The 22,798-nt window shown below is 69.8% G+C and carries 17 protein-coding genes and 1 pseudogene; 14 read left to right on the top strand and 4 right to left on the bottom strand.

The features are described from left to right. On the top strand, positions 1-182 hold a 182-nt coding region (locus A6302_RS23580), incomplete at its 5' end, for a hypothetical protein (RefSeq protein ID WP_210183329.1). 206 nt (positions 183-388) lie between these two features. Here A6302_RS23580 and phaC read toward each other — a convergent pair. Then, the gene (gene phaC / locus A6302_RS12880) at positions 389-2,206 is read right to left on the bottom strand and encodes a class I poly(R)-hydroxyalkanoic acid synthase (protein ID WP_069307371.1); all 1,818 of its coding nucleotides are present in this window, start codon (positions 2,204-2,206) and stop codon (positions 389-391) included. Positions 2,207-2,409: 203 nt separating this feature from the next. Between phaC and A6302_RS12875 the strand changes: the two genes are divergently transcribed. The 9 genes and pseudogenes from A6302_RS12875 to pbpC all read left to right on the top strand — a co-directional run bounded on the left by A6302_RS12875 (position 2,410) and on the right by pbpC (position 17,552). Next, the gene (locus A6302_RS12875; RefSeq protein ID WP_141703742.1) at positions 2,410-2,823 is read left to right on the top strand and encodes a hypothetical protein; all 414 of its coding nucleotides are present in this window, start codon (positions 2,410-2,412) and stop codon (positions 2,821-2,823) included. A 187-nt stretch (positions 2,824-3,010) separates the two neighbouring features. Beyond that, entirely contained in the window at positions 3,011-4,228 is a 1,218-nt protein-coding gene (locus tag A6302_RS12870) for an LL-diaminopimelate aminotransferase (RefSeq protein WP_069307373.1), read from the top strand. Positions 4,229-4,343: 115 nt separating this feature from the next. Continuing rightward, positions 4,344-5,665: pseudogene (locus A6302_RS12865) on the top strand (homoserine dehydrogenase). A gap of 52 nt (positions 5,666-5,717) precedes the next feature. Then, on the top strand, positions 5,718-6,710 hold the full coding sequence (gene glpX / locus A6302_RS12860) for a class II fructose-bisphosphatase (protein ID WP_069307369.1): 993 nt from the start codon (positions 5,718-5,720) through the stop codon (positions 6,708-6,710). 28 nt (positions 6,711-6,738) lie between these two features. Then, on the top strand, positions 6,739-8,523 hold the full coding sequence (recJ, locus tag A6302_RS12855; protein WP_141703740.1) for a single-stranded-DNA-specific exonuclease RecJ: 1,785 nt from the start codon (positions 6,739-6,741) through the stop codon (positions 8,521-8,523). A 52-nt stretch (positions 8,524-8,575) separates the two neighbouring features. After that, positions 8,576-9,580, top strand: a complete 1,005-nt coding sequence (locus A6302_RS12850) for an Ldh family oxidoreductase (protein ID WP_069307367.1) — start codon at positions 8,576-8,578, stop codon at positions 9,578-9,580. A gap of 404 nt (positions 9,581-9,984) precedes the next feature. Beyond that, complete coding sequence (locus A6302_RS22225; protein ID WP_141703738.1) at positions 9,985-13,362, top strand: alpha-2-macroglobulin family protein; 3,378 nt, start codon at positions 9,985-9,987, stop codon at positions 13,360-13,362. Then, the gene (locus A6302_RS22220; RefSeq protein ID WP_169833578.1) at positions 13,338-15,458 is read left to right on the top strand and encodes an alpha-2-macroglobulin family protein; all 2,121 of its coding nucleotides are present in this window, start codon (positions 13,338-13,340) and stop codon (positions 15,456-15,458) included. Before A6302_RS22225 ends, A6302_RS22220 begins: the two co-directional genes overlap by 25 nt. 9 nt (positions 15,459-15,467) lie before the next feature. Then, complete coding sequence (pbpC, locus tag A6302_RS12840; RefSeq protein WP_069307366.1) at positions 15,468-17,552, top strand: penicillin-binding protein 1C; 2,085 nt, start codon at positions 15,468-15,470, stop codon at positions 17,550-17,552. 182 nt (positions 17,553-17,734) lie between these two features. Here the strand turns inward: pbpC and A6302_RS12835 are convergent, their stop codons facing one another. Continuing rightward, a complete protein-coding gene (locus A6302_RS12835) occupies positions 17,735-18,385 on the bottom strand; it encodes a PAS domain-containing protein (protein WP_210183328.1) in 651 nt (216 codons plus the stop codon). A gap of 511 nt (positions 18,386-18,896) precedes the next feature. On the opposite strand from A6302_RS12835, the gene A6302_RS12830 reads away from it, so the two are divergent. Together A6302_RS12830 and A6302_RS12825 are read left to right on the top strand one after the other, a co-directional pair. Beyond that, complete coding sequence (locus tag A6302_RS12830; protein WP_069307364.1) at positions 18,897-19,649, top strand: rhomboid family intramembrane serine protease; 753 nt, start codon at positions 18,897-18,899, stop codon at positions 19,647-19,649. Positions 19,650-19,992: 343 nt separating this feature from the next. Further along, positions 19,993-20,424 carry a CBS domain-containing protein gene (locus A6302_RS12825; RefSeq protein WP_069307363.1) on the top strand — a complete coding sequence of 144 codons (432 nt, stop codon included), beginning with the start codon at positions 19,993-19,995 and terminating at the stop codon, positions 20,422-20,424. Positions 20,425-20,497: 73 nt separating this feature from the next. On the opposite strand, the gene hisI is transcribed toward A6302_RS12825, so the two are convergent. Continuing rightward, entirely contained in the window at positions 20,498-20,980 is a 483-nt protein-coding gene (gene hisI / locus A6302_RS12820; protein WP_083255742.1) for a phosphoribosyl-AMP cyclohydrolase, read from the bottom strand. A 33-nt stretch (positions 20,981-21,013) separates the two neighbouring features. Beyond that, positions 21,014-21,646, bottom strand: a complete 633-nt coding sequence (gene folE, locus A6302_RS12815; protein ID WP_069307362.1) for a GTP cyclohydrolase I FolE — start codon at positions 21,644-21,646, stop codon at positions 21,014-21,016. A gap of 250 nt (positions 21,647-21,896) precedes the next feature. On the opposite strand from folE, the gene A6302_RS12810 reads away from it, so the two are divergent. Beyond that, positions 21,897-22,358 carry an iron-sulfur cluster assembly scaffold protein gene (locus tag A6302_RS12810; RefSeq protein WP_069307361.1) on the top strand — a complete coding sequence of 154 codons (462 nt, stop codon included), beginning with the start codon at positions 21,897-21,899 and terminating at the stop codon, positions 22,356-22,358. Positions 22,359-22,457: 99 nt separating this feature from the next. Continuing rightward, positions 22,458-22,721 carry a membrane protein insertion efficiency factor YidD gene (gene yidD / locus A6302_RS12805; RefSeq protein WP_342586274.1) on the top strand — a complete coding sequence of 88 codons (264 nt, stop codon included), beginning with the start codon at positions 22,458-22,460 and terminating at the stop codon, positions 22,719-22,721. The last annotated feature ends 77 nt before the right edge of the window (positions 22,722-22,798 follow it).

Raw genomic sequence — 22,798 nt, 5'->3', positions numbered from 1 at the left:
AAGAGGTTCCGGAGCAACTGGCGAGCTTCCAGTCGGGGGTCGCGGCGCTGGTATCGAACCTTCGTGAAGGGGGCCGCTTCGTGACAGCGTCTTGCGATTTTGAAGACCTTATCGCCGATGAAACGGGGTGGAACTGGACCGAGGATCAGCCAGAACCGCCAGGAAGAGCGAAGGCAAGATAAAGGGACAGCACCGTAGGTGCTGTTAAGTTGACCTTGCCCCCTGGGATGCCCTCGCTCAGAAGCTGGGATCCGTAGACGAGGAGACGGAGAACGCGTGGGTCAACGTATACCGAGAGGCAGGCCCCCGTCTCGGGCGATGGCATCGCCCCGCCGGCATCATCACCGCCACCGCTCGCAACCACCACGGTCCGTGGCCGCCACAACCCTCACACCCGCTTGCGCACGTAGCTCCCCGGGGCGTCCTCGATCACGTTGTAGCGGCCGCCGCCGATGCGGCGGGCCTTGACCTCGCGGGGGTCGTGGGCGCGCAGCCACGCGTCCCAGTCCGGCCACCAGGAGCCGGGGGTCTCGGTGGCCTTGTCCAGCCAGTCCTTGTACGCGCCCTCGGGCGGTCCGCCGGTCCAGTACTGGTACTTGTTGCGCGAGGGGTGGTTGACCACGCCGGCGATGTGGCCGGAGCCGGATACGACATATTTCACCGGCCCGCCGAACAGGCGCGAGCCGACGAAGACCGAGTCGGCCGGGGCGATGTGGTCCTCGCGGGTGGCGAGATTGTAGACCGGCACCGTGACCTTCGACAGGTCGAGCCGTTCGCCGGCCACCACCATCTCGCCGCGGGCGAGATTGTTCTCCAGGTAGCAGTTGCGCAGGTAGAACGAATGGTTCGCCGCGGGCATGCGCGTCGAATCGGAGTTCCAGTAGAGCAGGTCGAAGGGGAAGGGGTCCTTGCCGCGCATGTAGTTGTTGACGAAATAGGGCCAGATCAGGTCGTTGGCCCGCAGGGCGTTGAAGGCCGCGGCCATCTTGCTGCCGTCGAGATAGCCCTTCTGCGCCATCGCGTCTTCCAGGATGCGGATCTGGTCCTCGTCGACGAAGACCTTCAGGTCGCCGGCGTTGGTGAAGTCGACCTGGGTGGTGAAGAAGGTGGCGCTGGCGATGCGCTCGTCCCCCTTGGCCGCGCACCAGGCGAGCGTGACCGCCAGCAGCGTGCCGCCGACGCAGTAGCCGACCGTGTCGACCTCCTTGGAACGTGTGACCTTGCAGGCGACGTCGACGCCGGTCAGCACGCCCTCCTGCATGTAATGCTCGAAGCTCTTGCCGGCGTGGCGCTCGTCCGGGTTGACCCACGAGATCACGAACACGGTGCGGCCCTGGTCGACCAGCCACTTGATCAGCGACTTTTCGGGCGTCAGGTCGAGGACATAGTATTTGTTGATCCACGGCGGCACGATCAGCAGCGGGCGCTTGGCCACCTTCTCGGTGGTCGCGGCATACTGGATGATCTGGCAGATCTCGTTCTCGTAGATCACGCTGCCGGGCGTGAGCGCCAGATTTTCGCCGACCTTGAACTTCGTGGTGTCGGACTGGCGGATCTTGAGGTCGCCGCCGCCGGCCTGGATGTCCTCCGCCATCATCTCGAGGCCGCGCACGAGATTCTCGCCGTTGGACGTCAGCGTCTCGCGCAGGAGTTCCGGATTGGTCAGCACGAAATTGGAGGGCGACAGGGCGGCGGTGAGCTGCCGCACGTAGAAGTCGGCCTTGTGGCGGGTGTGCGGATCGAGGTCGTCCGCCTCGTCGACCATCTGCTCGGCCCAGCGGCTGGTGAGGAGATAGGCCTGCTTGAGGAAGTCGAAGAAGCGGTTCTCGCGCCATTCGGCGTCGGCAAAGCGCTTGTCGCCGGGCGCGGGAACGGCAGTGTCCGGCGCGTCCTCGCCCATGGCGCGGCGCAGGGAGTTGCCCCAGAGGTCCATGAAGCCGCCCGCCAGCCGGCTCTGGGCCTCCATCATGCGGGCCGGATCGCGCATCCACCAGTCGCCGACCTGGGCGAGGGTCTTCACCACCGTGGTGATTTCCTCGGTCATCACCGCCTTGGCCTCGCCCTTCTCGCGCGGCTCGACATAGGCCGCCGTCGCCTTGCCGGCGGCCTCGATCATGGCGGCCACGTTGTGCGCGAAGGCGTCGGGGTTGTTGACGATGTATTTCAACAGCGGATGGGTCTCGGGGCCGTTCCGGTCCTCTGGCATCGTTTCCCCTGCATCGCTTGTCCCGGACGGGCCTCGGCCGGTCGGGGCGGCGGGACGGGTCACGTCTCGCCGGACTTTTTCTCTCTTCAGATTGCATGATACGGTGACGAGGCCAAGTCGTGAAACTGCCGATTGACCTCGGTCGGTTCGTGGATGACGAGCACATGGATGACCGCGGCAGGGATGGCAGGGCAGGACGAACGATGGCAGCACGTGGCGGACGGACGACTGACGGGGCGGCGACCGCCGGGCTGCGAAATCGCGGGCTCTCCCGTGCGCCCTTCGGACCCTGGTCCCTCGCGCGCTTCGCGGCGGTGGGGCTGATCGTCGCCGGCTGTGCCAGCGGCCCCTCCGACTTTGCCGACGGCATCGGCTTCGATGTGGCGGCCGGCAGCGCGACGGCGGCGCAGAGCCCGGCCGAGGTGGCCCGCGACCGCGACCGGCTGCTGCGCACCGCGCGCGGGCAGGCGGGGGCGGCCAATGCCGCCGACGATGCGATGGCGCCGGCCATGGCGCTGGCGATCATCCGCCAGCAGCAGGTGGAGGAAGCCCGGCGCCTCCTCGAGCAGCAGGATGCCTCGGTGGAGCCCGCGCCTTCTCCTGCGCCCGTGATGTGACTCGCGGGCTGACCCTGCGGCGCGGAAAAGCAGCAGCGACGAGATAGACACTCCCGGCCCCGCGCGAACGATGCTAGGTAGGTCGACCCCCGCAGCGACCATGGCAGCCGCTTCGATCCGGTCCCTTGCCTCCGGATCAGACCCGGTGCCTTCCCTGGCGGGGCATGGCGAAACCCGGATCATGACGATGGACGAATTTCACAAGATCAAGCGACTGCCGCCCTATGTCTTCGAGCAGGTCAACCGGCTGAAGGCCAGCGCACGGGCTGCAGGCGCAGACATCGTCGATCTCGGCATGGGCAACCCGGACCAGCCGACGCCGAAATACATCGTCGACAAGATGATCGAGACGGTGCAGCGGCCCGACACCCACGGCTATTCGGCCTCGCGCGGCATCCAGGGCCTGCGCCGGGCGCAGGCCGCCTACTACGACCGCCGTTTCGGGGTGAAGCTCAACCCCGACACCCAGGTGGTGGCGACGCTCGGCTCCAAGGAGGGCTTCGCCAACATGGCGCAGGCGATCACGGCGCCCGGCGACGTGGTGATCTGCCCCAATCCCTCCTATCCGATCCACGCCTTCGGTTTCCTCATGGTCGGCGGCGTGATCCGCTCCGTGCCGGTCGAGCCGGGTCCGGAATTCTTCCGCGCGCTGGAGCGGGCGGTGCTGTTCTCGACGCCGAAGCCGATCGCGATGATTCTCTGCTATCCGTCGAACCCGACGGCCTGCGTGGTCGACCTCGACTTCTACAAGGACGTGGTCGCCTTCGCGAAGAAGCACGACATCTTCGTCCTGTCGGATCTGGCCTATTCCGAGATCTACTTCGACACCGCGCCGCCGCCCTCGGTGCTGCAGGTGCCGGGCGCCATGGACGTCTGCGTCGAGTTCACCTCGATGTCGAAGACCTTCTCCATGGCCGGCTGGCGCATGGGCTTTGCGGTGGGCAACGAGCGGCTGATCGCGGCGCTTGCGCGGGTGAAGTCCTATCTCGACTACGGCGCCTTCACCCCGATCCAGGTGGCCGCGACCGCGGCGCTGAACGGCCCGGAATCCTGCATCGACGAGGTGCGGCAGGTCTATCGCCGCCGCCGCGACGTGCTGGTGGAGAGCTTCGGCCGGGCGGGGTGGAAGATCCCGGTGCCGCAGGCCTCGATGTTCGCCTGGGCGCCGCTGCCGGAGAAGTTCCGCGAGATCGGCAGCCTCGAATTCTCCAAGCTGCTGATCGAGAAGGCCGACGTCGCCGTCGCGCCGGGCATCGGCTTCGGCGAGCACGGCGACGGCTATGTGCGCATCGCCCTCGTGGAGAACGAGCAGCGCATCCGCCAGGCCGCGCGCGGCATTCGCCGCTTCCTTGAAACCGCCGACGAAACCATGCACAACGTCATCCCGATCAACGCCGCCCGTTGATCGGTCCGGGGCGCGGGCGCCGCCCGCCGCCGATCGTCATGGATTTCGTGTGGATGCCGATCGGGCGGGCTGCCGTCCGGCCGGCACTCCGCTCAGGTTTCGGATTCAAGTCCCAATGCACAAACCTCTCCGTCTCGGCGTCGCCGGGCTGGGCACCGTCGGGTCCTCGCTGTTCGCCCTCCTTGCACGCGATGCGCGATGATCGCCCTGCGCGCCGGCCGTCCCGTCGAGATCACCGGCGTCTGCGCCCGCGATCGCAGCCGGGACCGCGGGCTCGACCTCGCCGCCGTCCGCTGGTTCGACGATCCGGTGGACCTGGCGCAGAGCCCCGACATCGACGTGTTCGTGGAACTGATGGGCGGCGAGGGCGGCGCGGCCGAGGCCAGCGTGCGCGCGGCGCTGAACGCCGGCAAGCCGGTGGTGACCGCCAACAAGGCGCTGCTCGCCCGCCACGGCGTCGACCTTGCCGAAATCGCCGAGGACAAGGGCGTCGCGCTCGCCTTCGAGGCGGCGGTCGCCGGCGGCATTCCCGTGATCAAGACCATGCGGGAGTCCTTTGCCGGCAACCGCATCAGCCGCGTCTACGGCATCCTCAACGGCACCTGCAACTACATCCTGACCCGGATGGAGCGCGAGAATCTCGCCTTCGAGACCTGCCTCGCCGAAGCGCAGCGGCTCGGCTATGCCGAAGCCGACCCGACCTTCGACGTCGACGGCTTCGACACCGCCCACAAGCTCTCCATCCTGACCGCGCTTGCCTTCGGCACGAAGCTCGACGCCGACAGGGTCTATGTCGAGGGCATCCGCGAGATCACCATCGCCGACATCGAGGCGGCCGACGAGCTCGGCTACCGGATCAAGCTGCTGGGGGTCGCCCGCCGCACCGAGACCGGCATCGAGCAGCGGGTGCATCCGGCCATGGTGCCGAAATCCTCGGCGGTCGCGCGCACCGACGGCGTGCTCAACGCGGTGGCGATCGACGGCTCGCTCGTCGGCGAGGTGGTTCTGGTCGGCCCCGGGGCCGGTGGCAACGCCACCGCCTCGTCGGTCGCGGCCGACATCATCGACATCGCCCGCGGCCTGCACCTGCCGACCTTCGGCGTGCCGGCGGCGGGGCTGGAGCCCTATGTGCAGTCCGAGATGCACGCCCATGAGGGCGGCTATTACGTCCGCCTCACGGTCGTCGACCGGCCGGGCGCCTTCGCGGCGATCGCCGCGAGGATGGCGGAAAAGGGCATCTCGCTGGAATCGATCGTGCAGCGCCGCCGCAAGCCGCGGGCCGAGCCGCCGGCGAGTGCGGTGCCGGACGATCCGCAGCCGGTGATCCTGATCACCTACGCCACCACCGAGGACCAGATCCGTTCCGCGCTCGCCGCGATCGAGACGGACGGCCACATCGCCGCGCCGCCGCGGCTGATCCGCATCGAGGAACTCTGACGGCAACATCGTCCTCGTCGCCCCGGCGGGCGACCGGCGAAAGGCAACGCCCATGGCAGGCAAGAAGAAGCTCCCGGACCTCGCCGATCTCGACCGGATGCTCGGTCTCGACATCGTGCGGGTCACCGAGGCCGCGGCGATCGCCGCCGCGCGGCTGCGCGGACGCGGCGACGAGCAGGCCGCCGACCAGGCGGCGCTTGCCGCCATGCATGCCGCGCTGGCCGGGCTGCCTTTCCCGGGCAAGGTCGTGGTCGGCGAGGGCGACAAGGGGGAGGCCGCGCATCTCTTCGTCGGCGAGACGATCGGCCATGGCAAGGGCATGGTGTTCGACATCGCCGCCGACCCGCTCGAAGGCACGACGATCTGCGCCAAGAACCTGCCGAACTCGCTGTCGGTGATCGCCGTCGCGGGACCTGACGGCCTGCTGCACACGCCGAACATCTACATGGAGAAGATCGCGGTCGGCCCCGGATATCCGGCCGGCGTGGTCGATCTCGACGCGCCCGCCCGGGTCAACATCGCCGCCGTGGCCAAGGCCAAGGGCGTGCCGGCCGAGGAGGTGACGGTCTGCATCCTCGACCGGCCGCGCCACATGCGGCTGATCGCCGAGGTGCGCGAGACGGGCGCGAGCATCCGCCTGATCGGCGACGGTGACGTTGCGGGGGTGATCCACACCAGCGATCCGGAAGAAACCGGCATCGACATCTACATGGGCTCGGGCGCGGCGCCCGCCGGCGTGCTGGCGGCGGCGGCCCTGCGCTGCACCGGCGGCCAGATGTTCGGGCGGCTGATGGTCCAGAACGAGGACCACCTGCGCCTCGTCAAGGCGGCCGGCATTGCCGATCCGGCGCGCATCTACGCCGTCGAGGAGATGGCGAAGGGCGAGGTGCTGTTTGCCGCCACCGGCGTGACCGACGGCAACTTCCTCTCCGGCGTGCGCTTCCGCGGCGACCGGGTGCGCACCCATTCGATCCTGATGAGTTCCGCCACCGGCACGATCCGCTCGATCCGCAGCAGCCACCCGGACGCGGCGAAGGGCTGCTGAGGTGGCGGGGCAGGGACCCGTCCGCGGCGTGCTGGGCGTGTCGCGGTCGATCGGTGGGCGGCACTGGGTCGACCGCCTCGACCCCGACCAGGCGGCGATCGCCCGCGCGATCGCCCAGCGCGAGGGCCTGCCGGAACTCCTCGGCCGCGTGCTTGCCTCGCGCGGGGTGAGCGCCGAAGCGGCCACCGCCTTCCTCAGCCCGAGCCTGCGCGACCTGATGCCCGACCCGGACGTGCTGCGCGACATGGACGTCGCCGCCAGCCGGATCGCCGACGCGGTGATGGCCGGCAGCCGGATCGCGATCTTCGGCGACTATGACGTCGATGGCGCGACCTCGTCGGCCGTGCTCGCCCGCTTCCTGCGCCATCAGGGCCTCACGGCACGCATCTTCATTCCCGACCGGATCGTCGACGGCTACGGCCCCAATCCGCGCGCCGTGGAGGCGCTGCGCGAGGACGGGGCGGAGTTGCTGGTCACGGTCGACTGCGGCACCCAGAGCTTCGAGGCCTTCGAGGCGGCGCGGCGGGTCGGCCTCGACGTCGTCGCCCTCGACCACCATCAGGCGAGCGAGACGCTTCCGGACCTCGTGGCGCTGGTCAACCCCAACCGGCAGGACGACCTCTCGGGCCTTGGCCATCTCTGCGCGGCCGGCGTCACCTTCCTCGGTGTCGTCGCGGTCAACCGCGAACTGCGCCGGCGCGGCTGGTACGGGCCGGCGCGCAAGGAACCCGATCTTCTCGGCTATCTCGATCTGGTGGCGCTCGGCACCGTCTGCGATGTCGTTCCGCTGAAAGGTCTCAACCGCGCCTTCGTGGTGCAGGGCATCAAGGTGATGCGCGCCCGCGCCAACCGGGGCCTTGCCGCGCTCTGCGACGTGGTGCGGCTCAACGGCCCGGCGACGCCCTATCACCTCGGCTTCCTGCTCGGGCCGCGGATCAACGCCGGCGGCCGCATCGGCGACGCGGCGCTCGGCGCCCGGCTGCTGACCACCGACGATCCGCTGGAGGCCGGGCGGATTGCCACCGAACTCGACGTGCTCAACCGCGAGCGGCAGGCGATGGAGGCGGAGATGCTGGCCGAGGCGGAGGCCGATGTCGCCGCCTCCCTCGTCACCCGCGATCCGCCGGTGATCGTCGCCGCCTCGGCCAACTGGCATCCGGGCATCGTCGGCCTCGTTGCCGCGCGGCTGAAGGAGCGACACGGCCGGCCGGCCTTTGCGGTCGCGCTCGGCGAGGACGGGCTCGGCACCGGCTCCGGCCGCTCGATCCCCGGCGTCGATCTCGGCAAGGCGGTGCGTGCGGCGGTGGACGGCGGGCTGCTCGTCAAGGGCGGCGGCCATGCCATGGCGGCGGGCCTGACGATCCGAGCGACGGAGACGGCGGCCTTCGCGGAGTTCATCGAGGGCCAGCTCGGCGCCGAGGTGGAACAGGCGCGCGAAGGCGCCGACTTCGACATCGACGGCGCGCTGACCGCGGCCGGCGCGACGGTGGACCTGATCGAGCTTCTGGAAAAGGCCGGGCCCTATGGTTCGGGCCAGCCGGAGCCGGTGTTCGCCTTTCCCGCCCACAAGATCGCCTATGCCGAGCCGGCCGGGAACGGCCATGTGCGCGTGGCGCTGTCCTCCACCGACGGCACCCGGCTGAAGGCGATGGCCTTTCGCGTCGGCGACCGGCCGCTCGGGCAGTTCCTGCTCGCCGCGCGCGGCCGTACCGTGCATGTGGCCGGGGTGCTGACCCTCGACCACTGGCAGGGCGAGGCAAAGCCGCAGCTGCGCATTCTGGATGCCGCCGATCCGCAGACCAACCGGTCGTGACCGTCCGTCTCCTCCCCGGACACGCGACCGCAACCACAGGAGTTCTTCCCCCATGAGGCGACTGAGCCTTGCCGAGGCGCGCGTCTTTGCCGCCGAGACCCTGACGCGCTTTGCCACCGCCCCCGACATCGCCGCCGTGGTGGCCGAGGCGCTGGTGGAGGCGGAAGCCTCGGGCCTCAAGGGCCACGGCCTCGTGCGCCTCGAGACCTACGCGATCCAGACGCTTGCGAAGAAGATCGACGGCCATGCGCGGCCGAGCGCGCGCCGGGTCGCGCCCGGTCTCGTCGCCGTCGATGCCGCCCACGGCTTTGCCTATCCGGCGGTCGGGCTGGCGCTTGCCGAGCTGATGGAGATGGCCCCCGTGCAGGGCATCGCCATGGCGGGCATCAACCGCTCCGGTCATTGCGGCGCCGTCGGCCTGCATCTGGAGAAGCTCGCCGCCAGGGGGCTGGTCGGCATGATGTTCGCCAGCGCACCGGCCTCGATCGCGCCCTGGGGCGGGCGCAAGGCGGTGTTCGGCACCAATCCGATCGCCTTTGCCGCGCCGATGCCCGGCCGGCCGGCGGTGGTGGTCGATCTCTCGGTCGCCAAGGTCGCGCGCGGCAAGGTGCTGGCCGCGGTGCAGAAGGGCGAGCCGATCCCCGAGGGCTGGGCCGTCGGCCCCGACGGCGAGCCGACCACCGACGCGAAGACGGCGCTCGCCGGCACCATGCTGCCGATGGGCGATGCCAAGGGCACGGCGCTGGCGCTGATGGTCGAGATCTTCTCCACCGCGCTGGTCGGCGGGGCGCTGTCGGCCGAGCAGCCGAGCTATTTCGACGGCAAGGGCGGCCCGCCCGAGGCCGGGCACGCGATCCTCGCCATCGATCCCTCTTTCTTCGCCGACGATTTCCTGCCGCGCATGGCAACCCTCGCCGGCCTGATCGAGGGACAGGACGGCGCCCGCCTGCCGGGGGCGAGCCGCATTGCCGCGCGGGCGAAGGCGGAGGCCGAAGGCGTGTTCGTCGATCCGGCGCTGGACCGGGCGCTGGAAAGGCTGGCGCAGGAGGGGGCTTGAGAGCTGAGGCCCGCCGGAAGATCCGTGCACCCGGCCGTCCTTCGAGACAGCCCTTCGGGCTTCCTCAGGATGAGGCCTTGAAGACGTAAGCATGATTTCGCAGAGACTTGCCCTTTCCCCTCATCCTGAGGAAGGCGCGGAGCGCCTGTCTCGAAGGACGAGGGGAAAGCCACCGCTCCACGAGAAGAGCGCGCCCTCGTCTCCTCCGCTTTCGTCATTGCCGTGCCACGGTCCTCGTCATAGACTCGCCGCAACACGGGGACCGGCCGGAGCTTCCGACCAACTGATTGTTTCGAAACAGCGAATTTTTCGCGGATCTGCGCCTTTGCGGCCGATCCGGCGCTCCCCGGACAAGACCAAGACCGCGGCGCCCCTCCGGCGATCCGCGAGCGGGAGAGCCGATCATGCGTGCCGGAAACATCCTGTCGTCCCTCGCCCTGGCCGCGACCGTGCTGCTGGGCACCGTCCTGCCCGGGGCTGCCGCCGAGCGGCGGATCGTCACCACCGAGGGCGCCGACTATTTCGGCAAGGACTTCGAGACGGTCAAGGACGTCGGGCTGGACGGCTGCGAGGCGGCCTGCATCGCCGATGAAAGCTGCAAGGCCTTCACCTACAACACCAAGGCCCGCTGGTGCTTCCTCAAATCCAGCTTCGGCGACCTGAGGGCCGCGGCCGGCGCCGTGGCCGGGCGGATCGTCACCGGCGAGGTGGCCGGTCCGGATCTGGAGGCGCGCCGGCTTGCCGAACTCGGCTTCGTGCCGCAGGCGAATGTGGACGAGGCGCGGCGGCTGGTCGGCGAGGTGGCGGGCGTTCCCGTCGAGGGCAGCTTCGACGAGATTCTGGCCGGCGTCGATGGGGCCCTTGCCGGCGGCGAGACCTTCCGCGCCCTCGATCTCCTGAAGATGGCGCTGCGGCTCGCCCCCGAGCGCTTCGACCTCTGGCAGCGCTTCGCGACCACCGCCACCGTCGCCGAATCCGACGACTGGCAGGTGCGCGAGCGGATCCGCCGCGAGGCGACCGCCGCAGCGATCGCCGCTTACCTGCGGGCCGGCGACGACGCCGCGCGGGCGAGCGGCCTTGCGGCGATGTCGGATGCCTTCGCGCGCCGCGAGGTCTGGCGGCCTGCGATCAAGGCGGCGCGCGCCAGCCTTGCCGTGGCGCCCGATGCCGCACTGGCGTCGAAGCTCGACACGCTGGTGGCCGAACATGGCTTCCGCGTTACCGAAAACACCGTCGACACGGCGTCGGCGAGCCCGCGCATCTGCGTGGTGCTGTCCGACACGATCGACGCCACCCGGGGCGAGATTTCCGACTTCGTCACGGTCAACGGCGGCCACGACCTGCCTGTGGAGGCAGAAGGCCAGCAGATCTGCATCGACGGCGTCGCCTATGGCGAGCGCTACCGGGTGACGCTGCGTCCGGGCCTCGCCTCAACCGACGGCGAGGTGCTGGCCCGCGCCGCCGACCTCGACATCTATGTCCGCGACCGCGATCCGCTGGTCCGCTTCATCGGCCGGGCCTATGTGCTGCCGGCCGGCGGCGAGGCGACGATCCCGGTGATTTCCGTCAACGTCGACACCATGGATGCCCGGCTGGTCCGCCTCGGCGACCGCTCGCTCGCCGCCGCGGTCACCGGCGACAAGTTCCTGTCGCAGATGGCCGGCTATGACGTGGACGAGATCGCCAACACCTCCGGCGAGGCGGTGTGGACCGGCCAGATCGACGTGACGCGCGACCTCAACCGCGAGGTGACGACGGCGGTGCCGGTCGGCGAACTGGTGGCCGACCTGAAGCCGGGCGTCTACGCGCTGTCGGCGCGCGCGACCACCAAGAAGGACAGCTGGAGCGCCGACGCCACCCAGTGGTTCATCGTCACCGACATCGGCCTGTCGTCGCTGTCGGGCAACGACGGGCTGCATGTGGTCGCCCGCTCGCTGTCCTCGGCCGCCGCCGTGAACGGCGCGCAGCTTCGCCTCGTCGCCGTCAACAACGAGGTGCTGGGCACCGCGACCACGGACGGCGAAGGCTATGCCCGTTTCGACGCCGGCCTTGCGCGCGGCACCGGCGGCTCGGCCCCGGCGCTGGTCGTCGCAGAAGGTCCGTCCGGCGACTATTCCTTCCTCGATCTCACCAAGTCGGCCTTCGATCTCACCGACCGCGGCGTCGACGGCCGTCCGTCGCCCGGACCCGTCGACGTGTTCATGGTGACCGAGCGCGGCGTCTATCGCCCGGGCGAGACGGTGCATGTGACGGCGCTCGCCCGGGACGCCAAGGCCACGGCAATCGCCGACCTGCCGCTGACGATGATCGTGCGCCGGCCGGACGGCGTAGAGCAGGCCCGCAGCCTGGTCGATGACGAGGGGCTGGGCGGGCGGAGTCTCGCGCTCGATCTCTCCGCCGATGCGATGCGCGGCAGCTGGCGGGTGGGCGCCTACACCGACCCGAAGGGCACGCCGGTGGCCGAGGCGAGCTTCCTCGTCGAGGATTTCGTGCCCGAGCGCCTGACCTTCGACCTGACGCCCGCGGCCCCGGCCTTCGACGTCGGAGCGCCCGGGAGCATCGCGCTGGAGGCCCGCTTCCTCTATGGCGCACCCGCCGCCGGGCTCGACGTGCAGGGCACGGTCAACCTGCGCCCGGCCGCCGGTATTCCCGGCTTTGCCGGCGTGTCCTTCGGTCTTGCCGAGGAGACCTTCGAGCCGCAGACGGCCTATCTCCAGAGTGTCGCCACCGACGAGGCGGGCAAGGCCGAGCTGCCGCTCGCCGCCCCCGATGTCGCCGCCACCAGCAAGCCGCTGGAGGCGCGCATTTCCGTGCAGGTGTCCGATTCCAGCGGCCGTCCCGTGGAGCGCAACGTGACGCTGCCGGTGAAGGGCACCGCCGGGCGGATCGGCATCGATCCGCAGTTCGACGGCGCGGTGGAGGAGGGCGGCAACGCCCGCTTCGCGCTGGTGGCGATCGACGCGGAGGGGCAGGCCGTGGCTGCGTCCGGCCTGCGCTGGACTCTCTCCAAGGTCGACAGCCGGTTCCAGTGGTACAACGTCGACGGCAGCTGGAACTACGAGCAGGTGAAGGTGAAGAGCCGGGTCGCCGACGGCACGATCGATGCCGCCACTGACGCCCGCCCGATCGTCGAGGCGGCGGTCCAGTGGGGCGAATATGTGCTCGAGGTCGCCGATCCGTCGTCGCGGCTGCTGCCGGCGAGCTTCGGCTTCGAGGCCGGGTGGTATGTCGCCCCGTCCGCCGAGGACACGCCCGACGCGCTGAAGGTGACGCTCGACCAGCCGAAATACCGGGTCGGCGACACGGTGAAGGCACGGATCGAGGCGCGCTTTGCCGGCGTCGCGCTCGTGACGGTGGTCGACGACCGGCTGATCACCATGAAGACCGTCGACGTGCCGCTGGAGGGCGCGACGGTGGAGCTGCCGGTGACGGCCGAATGGGGCCCGGGCGCCTATGTGGCCGCGACCCTGATCCGGCCGATGGACCTTCAGGCCAAGCGCATGCCGGCCCGGGCGATCGGCCTTGCCCATGCCGGCGTCGATCCCGGCGGCCGGCTGCTCGATGTGGCGATTTCGGTTCCCGACAAGCCGAGCCCGCGGGCCATGCTTCCCGTCGAGGTCACGCTCGCCAACCTTCCGGCGGGCGAGGAAGCCTATGTGACGATCGCCGCCGTCGACGTCGCATCCTCAACCTCACGTCCTATGCGACGCCGGCGCCGGACGGCTGGTATTTCGGCCAGCGCCGGCTCGGCGTGGAGATGCGGGACCTCTATGGCCAGCTGATCGACCGGATGATCGGCGTGCCGGGCGTGGTGCGCTCGGGCGGCGACGGCTCCGGCCTCAACCGGCTCGACGGCACGCCGCCGACCGAGAAGCTGGTGTCCTTCTATCAGGGGCCGGTGAAGGTGGATGCGGACGGCAAGGTCCGCGCCGAGGTGGAGATTCCCGACTTCAACGGCACCGTCCGGGTGATGGCGATGGCCTGGTCGAAGGCCGGCATCGGCCATGCCGAACAGGACGTGGTGATCCGTGACCCGGTGGTGGTGACGGCGAGCCTGCCGGCCTTCCTCGCGCCGGGTGATGCCTCCCGGCTGCTGCTCGACGTCACCCATCTCGACGGCCCGTCCGGCGAGATGTCGATGCGGGTGAGCGCGGAGGGCGGCGCGGTGTCGGTGGATGCGGCGGCGGCCAGCCGCAGCTTCACGCTGACTGACAAGGCGAAGACCCAGCTTCTGGTGCCGATCAGCGGCGTTGCCGTCGGCGATGCGGCGATCCGGGTCGTGCTGACGACGCCGGACGGCAAGGATCTGGTTAAGGAACTGGCGCTTGGCGTGCGCGCCAACGATCCGCCGGTGATGCGCGAGAGCACCGTGGCGCTCGATGCGCGCAGCGGGCGGATCACGCTCGCCTCCGATCTCTTCTCCGACTTCCAGCCGGGTTCGGCCGCGGGAACCGTGATGGTCGGCGGGGTCGGCGGGATCGACCTGCCGGGCCTCGTCCGCGCGCTCGACCGCTACCCCTATGGCTGCGCCGAGCAGATCACCAGCCGGGCGCTGCCGCTGGTCTACCTCGACGACGTGATCCTCGCGGCCGGTCTCGCCGGCGAGACGCCGGTGAAGGAGCGGGTGCAGCAGGCGATCACCGAGGTGCTGGAAAACCAGTCGTCCACGGGCGCCTTCGGCCTGTGGGCACCGGGCAGCGGCGACCTCTGGCTCGACGCCTATGTGACCGACTTCCTGACCCGCGCGCGGGAGAAGGGCTACGCTGTGCCGGCGACGGCCTTCGATCTCGCCGTCACCAACCTCTCCAACCAGATGTCCTATGCCGCCGACTTCACGTCGGGCGGCGAGGATGTCGCCTATGCGCTCTATGTGCTTGCCCGCAACGGCCGGGCCTCGATCGGCGACCTGCGCTACTACGCCGAGGTGAAGCTCGACGCGTTTGCCTCGCCGCTGGCCAAGGCGCAGGTCGGGGCGGCGCTCGCGCTCTACGGCGACAAGCCGCGCGCGGCTGCCGCCTTCCGCAACGCGGTCGGCAGCCTCGGCACCACGGATGCGGGCGGCTGGCGCTCCGACTACGGCTCGCGGCTGCGCGACGGTGCGGCGATCCTGACGCTCGTGTCCGAAACCGGGACCGACGGCCCGGATGCCGACGCGCTCGCCCGCGACGTGGTCGCGGCAAGCTCCGCGCAGCGCTATCTGAGCACCCAGGAGAAGGCGTGGATGCTGCTCGCCGCCAACGGCCTGCTGTCGGGGGCCGGGCGCCCGGATCTCGGCGTGGACGGCGCGCCTTTCGAGGGCGTCTTCACGCGGGCGCTGACGCCCGAGGCATTGGCCGCCGCGCCGCTCACCATCGAGAATCGCGGCGAGCGCCGGGTCGAGGCGAAGGTCACGGTGCGCGGTGCGCCGGTGACGCCGGAGCCGGCGGGCGGGACGGGCTATTCGCTCCACCGCAGCTATTACGATCTCGACGGTTTCGAGGTCGATCCGGCGGCGATCCAGCTCGGCGAGCGGCTGGTCACGGTGCTGACCGTGACGGTCAACCGGGCCGAGCAGGCGCGGCTCGTCGTCGACGATCCGCTGCCGGCGGGTCTTGCCATCGACAATCCCAACCTGCTGGCCAGCGCCGACGTCGCGAAGATCGCCGGGCTGGACCTCACCAACAGCGCGGCGCGCACCGAATTCCGCAGCGACCGCTTCATCGCCGCCCTCGACCTTTCCGGTTCGGCGACGACGGAGATCCGGCTCGGCTACATGGTGCGGGCGATCGCGCCCGGCGTCTTCGCCCATCCGGCGGCGCTGGTGGAGGACATGTACCGTCCCGAGCAGCGCGGCTGGACCGACACCGGACGGATCGAGATCATCGGTCCGGTGCGCTGAGGGGTCTTGATGCGCGCGCCCCTCGTCGTCCTCGTCCTGACGGCGCTTGCCGCCGCGGCCGCCCCGGTCGCGCTGCGGGTGGCGGTGGAGCGTACGGCGCCGCCGCTGCTGGAGGTCGCCACCTCGCGGGCGGTGCTCGACCGCGAGGGCAGGCTCCTGCGCGCCTTCACGGTCGGCGACGGCCTGTGGCGCCTGCCGGTCGCGGTGGGCGACGTGGACCCGCTCTATGTCCGGATGCTCGAAGCCTATGAGGACGGCGACTTCCGCCGCCATCGCGGCGTCGATCCCGCCGCGCTGGCGCGGGCCGGCGTCCAGATGGCCGCAAACGGGCGGATCGTCTCGGGCGGCTCGACGCTGACGATGCAGGTCGTCCGGCTCGCCGACCGGCTGCGGACCCGCAACGCCGGGGGCAAGCTGCGGCAGATCCTCGGCGCGCTGGCGCTGGAACGGGTCGCCTCCAAGGACGAGATTCTTGCCGCCTATCTCCAGCTTGCGCCCTTCGGCGGCAATATCGAGGGCGTGCGCGCCGCCGCGCTCGCCTGGTTCGGCAAGGAACCGCGCCGGCTGACACCGGCCGAGGCCGCGCTGCTGGTGGCGCTGCCGCAATCGCCGGCGGCAAGGCGGCCCGACCGCGCGGCCGACGCCGCACGGGCCGCGCGCGACCGGGTGCTGGACCGGGCGGTTGCGGCCGGCGTGATCACGGCGGAGGAGGGGGCGGCGGCGCGGCGCGAGAAGGTGCCGTCGGTGCGGCGCGATTTTCCGCTGCTGGCGCCGCAGCTGGCCGCGCGCGAGGCGGCGGCAGCACCCGGAGAGCCGGAGGTCCGGCTGACCCTCGACCGCGACCTCCAGATCGGGCTGGAAAGCCTTGCGGCCGCGCGGGCAAAGGCGATCGGTCCCAGCGTGTCGGTGGCGATCGTCGTCGCCGATTACGCCAGCGGCGAGGTGCTCGCCTCGGTCGGTTCGGCCGGGCTGTTCGATCTTCGCCGCGACGGCTTCATCGACATGACGACGGCCTGGCGCTCGCCGGGATCGACGCTGAAGCCCTTCATCTACGGCCTCGCCTTCGAAGCCGGCATCGCCCATCCGGAGACGCTGGTGGAAGACCGGCCGACCGGCTTTGCCGGCTATGCGCCGACCAATTTCGACCGCACCTTCCACGGCACGCTGACGATCCGGCGCGCGCTTCAGTTGTCATTGAATGTGCCCGCCGTCGAGGTGCTGGAGGCGGTCGGCCCGGCGCGGCTGATGGCGCGGATGCGCCGGGCGGGCGTCCGGCCGATGATCTCGGAGCTCTCGCCGCCCGGCCTTGCGATCGGCCTCGGTGGCCTCGGCCTCAGGCTCACCGATCTCGTGACGCTCTATGCGGCGCTGGCGCGGGGCGGCGAACCGGTGGCGCTGACGACCCGCCTTGGCGCGGTGCCGGCGGCGGGGGACGTGGCCAAGCCGGTGCTGGGCGCGCGGGCGGCGGGCTATGTCACCGACATCCTCGCCGGCGGCCCGGGCATCACGGCCACCGCCAGCCGGGTGGCGGTGAAGACCGGCACCTCCTACGGCTACCGCGACGCCTTCGCCATCGGCTACGATGGCCGGCATGTGATCGGGGTCTGGGTCGGCCGGCCGGACGGTGCGCCGGTGCCGGGTCTCGTCGGCTTCGACGTCGCGGTGCCGATCCTGAAGGATGCCTTCGTGCGGGCGGGTGGTGCGGTGCCCCTGCCACCGGCGCCGCGCGACCTCGTCGTCGCCTCGACCATGAACCTGCCGCCGCCGTTGCAGCGGTTCCGGCGGGTCAAGGATCGCGGCGCGGCGGTCACGGCGTCGGGTGCGCCGGACATTGCCTATCCGCCGGACGGGGCGCGGGTGGAACTGGAGTTGCCGGGCGGGGAGGCGGCGCCGCTGCCGCTGAAGGTGCGCAACGGCCGCGCGCCCTTCACATGGTTCGTCGACGGGGCGCCGGTGCCGCAGGACCCGTTCACCCGCGCCGCCTCGGTGCTGCCGGGCGGGGCGGGGTTTCTGACCATCGCCGTGGTCGATGCCGACGGGCGCTCGGACCGGGTGAAGATCTTCGTCGAGACGCCGGCCTCGCGGCGGCCCTGAGGACGTTCGTCCTGCTGGGGATCATACCAGCAAGCGCGTGCTCGACCTCTCTCCGCCCTCACCCTGAGGAGGCCCGGAACGGGCCGTCTCGAAGGGCGGGGGCGGCCTCACCCTTCGAGACAGCCGCTCGCGCGGCTTCCTCAGGATGAGGTCGATTGAGCCTGTTGACCGGCGCGGCGGGATCAGTCCCGGCGGCCGCCGTCGTAGACGGTGAGATGGCCGATGCGGCGGGTGTTGCCGATGGCGCCGGCCGGGCGCGGGGCGCCGACGCGGGTGCGCTCGATCATCACCGCCTGCAGCTGCTCCTCCTCCTCGTCGGCCTCCTTGCCGGTGCGCAGGAAGCGCGGGGTCTCGTCCGGCCAGATCAGCCGGAGACTGAGGATCGGCTGGCGCATGACCGGATGGATGCCGAGCCAGTAAGGCGGATCGTGGGGCGCAAAGCAGCCGATGATGCGGTTGTTGCGGCCGTCGCCATGGCGCAGCGGCAGGAACATGATCTCGACCGGCATGCTCTGGTCGCGCTCGTTCTGCGCGGCGATGCCGATGATCGCGGCCGCCCCGTCCTCGACGATGGCGGCGAGCAGCGAGGCCACCGCCTCGCGGTCCTTGCCGGTCCACAGGTCGAGCATGTTGCGGCCCTTCAGCTCGCGGCAGTAGGCGGCGCAGAGCCGCGTGCCGGCGAGACGGAAGGTGTAGGTCTTGCGGTCGACCGCCTCGAGAATGAAGGTGTCGCCGAGAATCCCGCGGATATCGCCGGGCTCGACCTCGTGGCGTTCCGGAGCGGTACGCTTGCCGCGGAGCTGAGTCCAGTAATCGTACAGTGTTCTCGTCACGTGGTGTTTCATCCCTGGACCCTTCATCGCGGTGCCCGGTCGCGCCGGCCCGCCCCGTTTCCGGGGCAGCCTGCAGGCCGCGCCGTTTCGGGTGTCCCCGATCGGCACAGTCCGGATGCGCGACCGCGCGTCCTGAGCTTCCAAGAGCAGGGCGTGTGCCATCGGGGAGGTGTGCCGTTAAGGATTGTCCGGCGGCGCCGGCGGGCTGCCGCTTCGGAAGTTAACGTTAAATCAGGGTTTGCCTTGCACTGGGGCGGGGAAATCCCGCATATAGGGCCTCAGAAGTACCTGCTTCTGTGGATACAGCATTTACTAATTCGGCCCGCGAACGTTAACGCGGCTTCGGACCCGATCCGGGACGGCCTCTGGCCTTCCCGGATTTTTTTGCCCTGCGAACAGGACGTGGCCGGCCTTGGGGAAATGCGGCTTGCCCGTTGTCCGTCAGGGACCTATGTCCGTACAGGGCAACGGCTTTAGGAAAATTCCGGCCGGACGCCGCAGCGGAGAAACCATGACCGACGATCTCGAAACGACCGCCCGGCGCGAGAAGGCGTTCAACGTGCCGACCGTCGTGCTCGGGCTGATCGCCGTGCTCGGCGCGATCCATGCCTTTCGCGTCCTGCTGCTGAACCCGGCCGAGGACACCGACATCCTGCTGCTGTTCAGTTTCATTCCGGCACGCTTCGATGCGTTGTCGGCCGGAGTGGATGTGCCGGGCGGCAGCGCCGCCGCGGTGTGGACGTTCCTGACCTATGCCTTCCTGCATGCGGACATCCTGCATCTCTTCGTCAACTGCGCCTGGATGCTCGCCTTCGGCAGCGCCGTCGCCTGGCGCTTCGGCGCGGCGCGGTTTCTGCTGTTTTCCGCGGTCGCGGCCATTGCCGGCGCGCTTGCCCATCTGGTGGGGCATGCCGGGGAAATGCTTCCGGTGATCGGCGCCTCGGCGGCGGTGTCCGCGCACATGGCCGCGGCCTGCCGCTTTGCCATCGGCAAGGGACGCCGCCCGCTGCTCGGCGCGCGCGGCGGCGCGGAGATCTGGCAGCGACCCGCGCTTCGCCTCAGCCAGATGATGGCCGACCGGCAGATCGTGCTGTTCGTCGGCATCTGGTTCGCGTTCAATCTCGTGATCGGCGTCGGTTCGCTGGTCCTGCCCGGGCAGAGCGGCACGATCATCGCGTGGGAGGCCCATGTCGGCGGGTTCCTCGTCGGGCTCCTCGCCTTTCCGCTGTTCGACCCGGCCTTGCGCCGGCTGCCGCGGGGCTGATCGTTCGGTTGCCTTGGCATATCTTGGGTGTCTTGCGGCATTTCTCGGCGTGACTGCGACTTTGTGGCCCGACCCGAGGCAAATTCTTGCGCGGCCCGCGCTTTGCCCCCATCATCAAGGCTGAGGACGAGAAATCCGGACGACTGTTGCCAGCATCGTCGTCCCGGGGTTCGACCGTTCAGAAACACCACGTGCGTTCGCCGCGCGGGTGCCCGTCGCGGAGGGCCGACATGGCCGTGTCGCCCGGGCACACGAGCGGCGAAAGACACGACGGACGGCCATCCGCCCCTCCTGCCGCAGGAGACCGGCGGCTGCGGACCTCACCGCTCAGGAGGAATATTCCATGACAGTTCAGACGATCCTTTCCCAGAAGGGCGGCACGGTCACCACCGGCACCGCCGACATGACCATCGCCCAGGTTGCCGAAGTGCTGGCGAGCCAGAAGATCGGCGCGCTGGTGATCACCGACCTTGCCAACCGCGTCGTCGGCATCCTGTCCGAGCGCGACATCGTGCGCGTGATCGCCCAGCGCGGCCCCTCGGTGCTTGGCAGCACCGCCGCCGAGGTTATGACCCGCAACGTCATCACCTGCGGCGTGCGCGACACGATCGACAACGTGATGCTGAAGATGACCAACGGCCGCTTCCGTCACGTGCCCGTGCTGGACGGCGGACGCCTTGCCGGCATCATCTCGATCGGCGACGTGGTCAAGCACCGCATGGCCGAGATCGAGCGCGAAGCGGAATTGATGCGCAGCTACATCGCCACCGCGTGATCCTGACGGGGCGCGACCGTGACCGGCCGGGCCCCGCAGTTGGCGACGTGAAAACGTGCTGCAGAGGCGGGGATCAGTCCTTGCCGTAAACGGCGGCCGGATCGAAGCGACGTTCGCCGCCTTCATTTGCAAGCATGACCGACTGGCCGCCGCGGGGCGACTGGCCGAGCGGGATGCTGCGGTAGAAGCAGGACACCTGACCGGTGTGGCAGGTGGCGCCATGGCCCTCGACCCGCACCGTCATCACGACGGCGTCCTGGTCGCAGTCGACCCGAAGTTCCTCGACCTTCTGGACATTTCCGCTGGTGGCACCCTTGTGCCAGAGTTCGCCGCGCGATCGGCTCCAGTACCAGCCTTCGCCGCTCTCGATGGTGCGGGCGAGACTCTCCGCATTCATGTGCCCGACCATCAGAACGACGCCTGTGTCCGCATCGACGGTGACGCAGGTGATCGTACCGTCCGGCCCGAAGCGCGGCGTCAGCCGGTCGCCGGCCTCGAGGTCGGCCTTGGCGCCGGGCGCGGGAAACAGCATGTCGGCGCCGGAGGACTCGGCCATGGGATTCGTCCGTGATCCGGAGAGGGCGTGGCGTCAGCGCGAGCGGACGAGGGTCATGAAGCGGACCTGCTCGGTCGGGTCGTCGCGGAACACGCCGGTGAACTGGGTGGTCAGCGTCGACACGCCGTGCTTCTGAACGCCGCGCATGGTCATGCACTGGTGTTCGGCCTCGATCATCACCGCCACGCCGCGGGGACGCAGCGTCTCGTCGATCGCCCCGACGATCTGGGCCGTCAGGTTTTCCTGGGTCTGCAGGCGGCGGGCATATGCATCGACGACGCGCGCGAGCTTCGACAGGCCGACGACGCCCTCGTTGGGGTAGTAGCCGATGTGAGCCTTGCCGATGAAGGGCACCATGTGGTGCTCGCAATGCGAGAAGAAGGGAATGTCACGCACGAGGATCATGTCGTCGTAGCCGCCGACTTCCTCGAACACGCGTTCCAGCATCTTCGGTGCGTTCTGGTCGTAGCCGCCGAACAGCTCGCCATAGGCCTTCGCGACGCGCTTCGGCGTGTCGAGCAGCCCTTCGCGGTCGGGATCGTCACCAGCCCAGGCGATGAGGACCCGCACGGCGGCTTCGGCCTCTTCCCGGGTCGGGCGGGTGGCCTTCACGGTTGCCTTGCGGTCTTCGCCGTCGCGGGCAGCGGGATTGATCAGCACGTCCATATCCGGCCTTTCGTGGAGCCTTGTCTCGTCGCGAGGGGGAGCCCTCAGTCGTTGATGCCGTCTCCCTCGTCGCTTCTCGATACGCTTGGATGCGGGAAGCGGATCAACGCTCCGGTCACGATGCTGGCGGAGACCCATCGGCAAGCTTATATACTCGCGGAGCGGCGTGGCAAAAAGGGCTGGCCGCCATTTTCCTCTCAGCCCGTCCGCGACCGATTGCGGCGGCGCCCGAAAGTGCGGACCGTTCCTGATGATCGACGACATCTACAACGCCAGGATTCTCGACTTTGCCGGCAACATCGAGCGGCTCGGCCGCCTGCCGCAGCCGGATGCCTCCGCCAAGGCCCATTCGAAGCTGTGCGGCTCGACGGTGATCGTCGATCTGGCGATGGACGGCGACCGGGTCAGCGACTTTTCCCATGACGTGAAGGCCTGCGCCCTCGGCCAGGCCTCGTCCTCGATCATGGCACGCACGGTGATCGGGTCCACCGCCGCAGAATTGCGCGACCTGCGCGAGCGGATGCGGGCGATGCTGAAGGAGGGCGGTCCGCCGCCGGAGGGACGCTTTGCCGACTTCCGCTATCTGGAGCCGGTGCGTGACTACAAGGCGCGGCACGCCTCCACTTTGCTGACCTTCGACGCCGTCGTCGACTGCCTCGACCAGATCGAGCGGGCGCGGGCCGGCGAGGCGCGCAGCGCCGTTTCCGGCTGAGGGGACGCGGCAATGTGCGGCGCCTGCCGCGGCGTAGCCCATGAAGCTTCGGCTCAGGACGCGGCGGCGCCCAGAAGCCTCGGTCGCCGCGTCGCCCATCTGATGATCCGCACCTATCAGCTGACGATCTCCGGCTTCATCGGCCGGCAATGCCGCTATCTGCCGACCTGTTCTGAGTATACCGACGACGCCATCCGCCGCCACGGCGTCTGGCCGGGGATCTGGATTGGCCTTGCGCGGATCCTGCGCTGCCACCCGTGGAGCCCGTCGGGCTTCGATCCCGCGCCGGAGCGTCTGTCGCCGCGCTATCGCTGGTATGCGCCCTGGCGTGCCGGAATCTGGAGCGGGCGGCATCTTTCCTAACCGCCTGTCGGACTAAGAAGATCTACACGAATACTTGTGCGGCCGGAAAGTGCATCCTTCCAGCCGCACAACGAGAT

The organism is Methylobrevis pamukkalensis, assembly GCF_001720135.1.
GTDB lineage: Bacteria > Pseudomonadota > Alphaproteobacteria > Rhizobiales > Pleomorphomonadaceae > Methylobrevis > Methylobrevis pamukkalensis.
Note: the sequence above shows the minus strand (reverse complement) of the source record. Positions and strands in the feature narration are given on the sequence as shown.